Genomic DNA, 3,283 nt, shown 5'->3' with positions numbered 1-3,283 from the left:
CGAGCCAGGCGGCCACGCGGCAGGGCGAGCCAGGCGGCCACGCGGCAGCGCGAGCCAGGCGGCCACGCGGCAGCGCGAGCCAGGCGGCCGCGTGGCAGGCCAACCCAGCAAGCAATCCGGGGCGCCAAGCGGCCACAGGGAGAGCTCACCGACGGCCAGGCCCGCAACGGCGCGCATGCCAGGCTCAACCATCGGAGCACGGTGCGCGCCACCGTGGGAGACTGCGCCGGCATGTGCCTAGGCACGAGGTCGGCGGGGCTGCTGCTCGCACGGGCGGCCGGGAACGGGCCAGAATATCCCGGTGAGCTATCTTGTGGCCATCGATCAGGGGACGACCTCGTCCCGGTGTTTCGTCTTCGACAGCGAGGGCCGGATCGTCGCGTTCGACCAGCGCGAGCATCGCCAGATTTTTCCCCGGCCGGGCTGGGTCGAGCACGATCCGGAGGAGATCTGGCGCAGTGTGCAGTCCGTTGTGGACAGTGCACTCGCCAAAGCGGGCAATCCGACGATCGCCGCCGTGGGGATCACCAATCAGCGCGAGACCACAATGATCTGGGACGCCGAGACCGGCGCACCGATCGGCAACGCGATCGTGTGGCAGGATACGCGGACGGCGCCGATGCTCGCCGAATACGGTGACATCGACACGTTTCGCGCGCAGACCGGGCTCCCCTTGGCGACCTATTTTTCCGCACCCAAGCTGCGCTGGCTGCTGGACAACCATAAGCCTACCGGCCGCGTGTTCGCCGGCACCATGGACAGCTGGCTGATCTACAAGCTGACCGGCCGGCATGTCACCGACGTGACCAACGCCAGCCGCACGATGCTCATGAACCTGTCCACGCTGGACTGGGACGCGTCGCTGCTGCAAGCATTCGGCCTGGAGCGGGACATCCTGCCCGCGATCGTCCCGTCGATCGGGCCGATCGCCGAGATCATCGACGGCCCGCTGCGCGGTGTTCCGCTCGCGGGCGTGCTCGGCGATCAGCAGGCGGCGCTCGTCGGGCAGGCGTGTTTCGAGCCCGGCGAGGCCAAGTGCACCTACGGAACCGGGGCCTTCCTACTGCTCAACACCGGCGAACGCCCGATAACGAGCCACAAGGGCCTGGTGACGACAGTCGGGTACCAACAAGAAAATCAAAACGCGATCTATGCGCTTGAGGGTTCCGTGGCGGTGGCGGGCGCCTTGGTCCAGTGGCTGCGCGACAATCTCGGCATCATCCGCACCGCGCCCGAGGTCAACGATCTGGCCGGGAGCGTGCCCGACAACGGCGGCTGCTACATCGTCCCCGCCTTCTCGGGCCTCTTCGCACCCTATTGGCGGCCGGACGCCCGCGGTGTCGTGTGTGGACTGACCGGCTTCGTCACCAAGGCGCATCTGGCTCGTGCCGCGCTGGAGGCGACCGCGTGGCAGGTGCACGACGTCATGCAGGCCATGCTGGAGGAAGCGGGCACGCACATCGCCGCGCTCAACGTCGATGGTGGCATGACCGCGAGCGATCTGCTCCTGCAAATCCAAGCCGACCTGCTGGATGTGCCCGTAGTCCGGCCGACGATCACCGAGACGACCGTGCTCGGCGCGGCCTATGCCGCCGGGCTCGCCACCGGGGTCTGGCCCAACACGGGCGCACTGCGCGAACACTGGCAGGCCGGCCACTGCTTCAACCCCGAAATGTCCGAAGAGCACCGGGCACGGGAGCGCACCCGCTGGCGCGCGGCCCTCGATCGCAGCCTCGACTGGCAGGCGCCCGCTTCTCAGCGCTGATGGCGTCGCGCTGAGCCGCGACGCCATCGGGTCGGACCTGAAAATGGAGCGACAGGTGGCGATGACCAACCCCCGGAGGCCACCGCCACCTGCCGCTCCTATGGGGAGGAGGCACAGGTCGCATCTGCGCTATTGCTATGACGCTTCTCCCAGCGTCACAGTTGCAGTCTGCGGGGATCCATTTCGCGAAAACTCAACTGTGACCTTTTGGCCGGGTGCTCCGGCCTGTACCGCCGAGACTAGGTCGTCGGAATCGTTAACCACTCGATTCCCGAACTTGGTGATGATGTCGCCCACCTGCAGGCCCGCGGCCTCGGCCGGGCTGCCCGCGGTGATCTGCTCGATCTTCGCGCCGCCCGTGTCGTTGGGCGTCACCTGCACGCCGAGGAACGGGTGGCGCACCTTCTGGCCCGCGATCAACTGCTCCGCCACCTGCTTGGCCTTGTTGCTCGGGATGGCGAAGCCGACGCCGATGTTGCCCTCGCCGGTGCCGCTCGTGGCGATGGCCGTGTTGATGCCGACGACCTCGCCGTTGGTGTTGACCAGCGCGCCGCCCGAGTTGCCGGGGTTGATCGGCGCGTCGGTCTGCAGCAGGCCCGACAGCGAGCCTGAGGTCTGGCCCGCCCGGATGGTGCGGTCCTTGGCGCTGATGATGCCGCTGGTTACCGAGCCCTGCAGGCCCAGCGGGCTGCCGATGGCCAGCACCGTGTCGCCGACCGCGACCTGGTCGCTGTTGGCGAACGTGGCCGGCTTGAGCCCCGTCACGTCGGCCTTGACCACCGCGAGGTCTGTCCTCGGGTCGGTGCCTCGGACCGTGCCGCGCACCTTCTTGCCGTCGGACAGCGTCACCGTCACCGAACCACCCCGTGCCGACTCGACGACGTGGTTGTTGGTGAGGATGTATCCGTCCTCGCGCAGGATGACGCCTGAGCCTTCGCCTGAACCCGTGGATACGGAGACGACGCTGAGCAGAGTCTTGGCCGCGACGCCTGAGAGCGTGGAACGGTCGACCACGGGTGCGGCATTCGTCGATACCGGAATGGAGAAGGTGTTTTCGTCAAGCGTGGTGGCGACCACCGCGCCGGTGACCCCGGAGCAGAGCGCGAGCGCCACGGCCGCGACCCCGCCGATGAGCACCTTCACTCCGGTGGGCATCTTCTTCGGCGCGGCCGCGGGCGGCGTCCAAAGTGGATAGCCCCCGGGCTGACCGGGCATCATCGTCGTGGATGCGACCGGTTCACCGGGCGCCTCGCCCGGCGTCGCGGGCGGCCCCGACTGTGGCACCCCGTATGGGCCACCGGAAGCCGGTGCCCCATACGGCGGAGCGGAACCTCCGGAATACGCCGCAGCATAAGGGGAACCGGGCGGCGGCAACGGCCGCTGGTACGGCGGCCCGGAGGCGGGTGGACCGGCGGGCGACCCCGGCGGCACCGGGACCGCGGCCGGGGGCACGGCACCGCCGTATGCCGGCACCGCACCGGGCGTCGTCTGCCCGGACTGCGGCGGTGACGGCGGTGA

3 protein-coding genes are annotated in these 3,283 nt (G+C 69.0%); 1 reads left to right on the top strand and 2 read right to left on the bottom strand.

Annotated features, from left to right (window positions below):
• The coding region (locus DM816_RS44090) for a hypothetical protein (RefSeq protein WP_211589079.1) at nucleotides 1–192 on the bottom strand (192 nt) is incomplete at its 3' end.
• Between the two features lie 103 nt (nucleotides 193–295).
• Between DM816_RS44090 and glpK the strand changes: the two genes are divergently transcribed.
• Nucleotides 296–1,765: a glycerol kinase GlpK gene (gene glpK, locus DM816_RS41090; RefSeq protein WP_117215839.1), complete on the top strand. Its 1,470-nt coding sequence runs from the start codon at nucleotides 296–298 to the stop codon at nucleotides 1,763–1,765.
• Nucleotides 1,766–1,900: 135 nt separating this feature from the next.
• Here glpK and DM816_RS41085 read toward each other — a convergent pair.
• On the bottom strand, nucleotides 1,901–3,283 hold a 1,383-nt coding region (locus tag DM816_RS41085; protein ID WP_211589078.1), incomplete at its 5' end, for a S1C family serine protease.

Source organism: Allorhizocola rhizosphaerae (assembly GCF_003426775.1).
Taxonomy (GTDB): Bacteria; Actinomycetota; Actinomycetes; order Mycobacteriales; family Micromonosporaceae; genus Allorhizocola; species Allorhizocola rhizosphaerae.
This window is presented reverse-complemented; position numbering and strand designations above follow the sequence as displayed.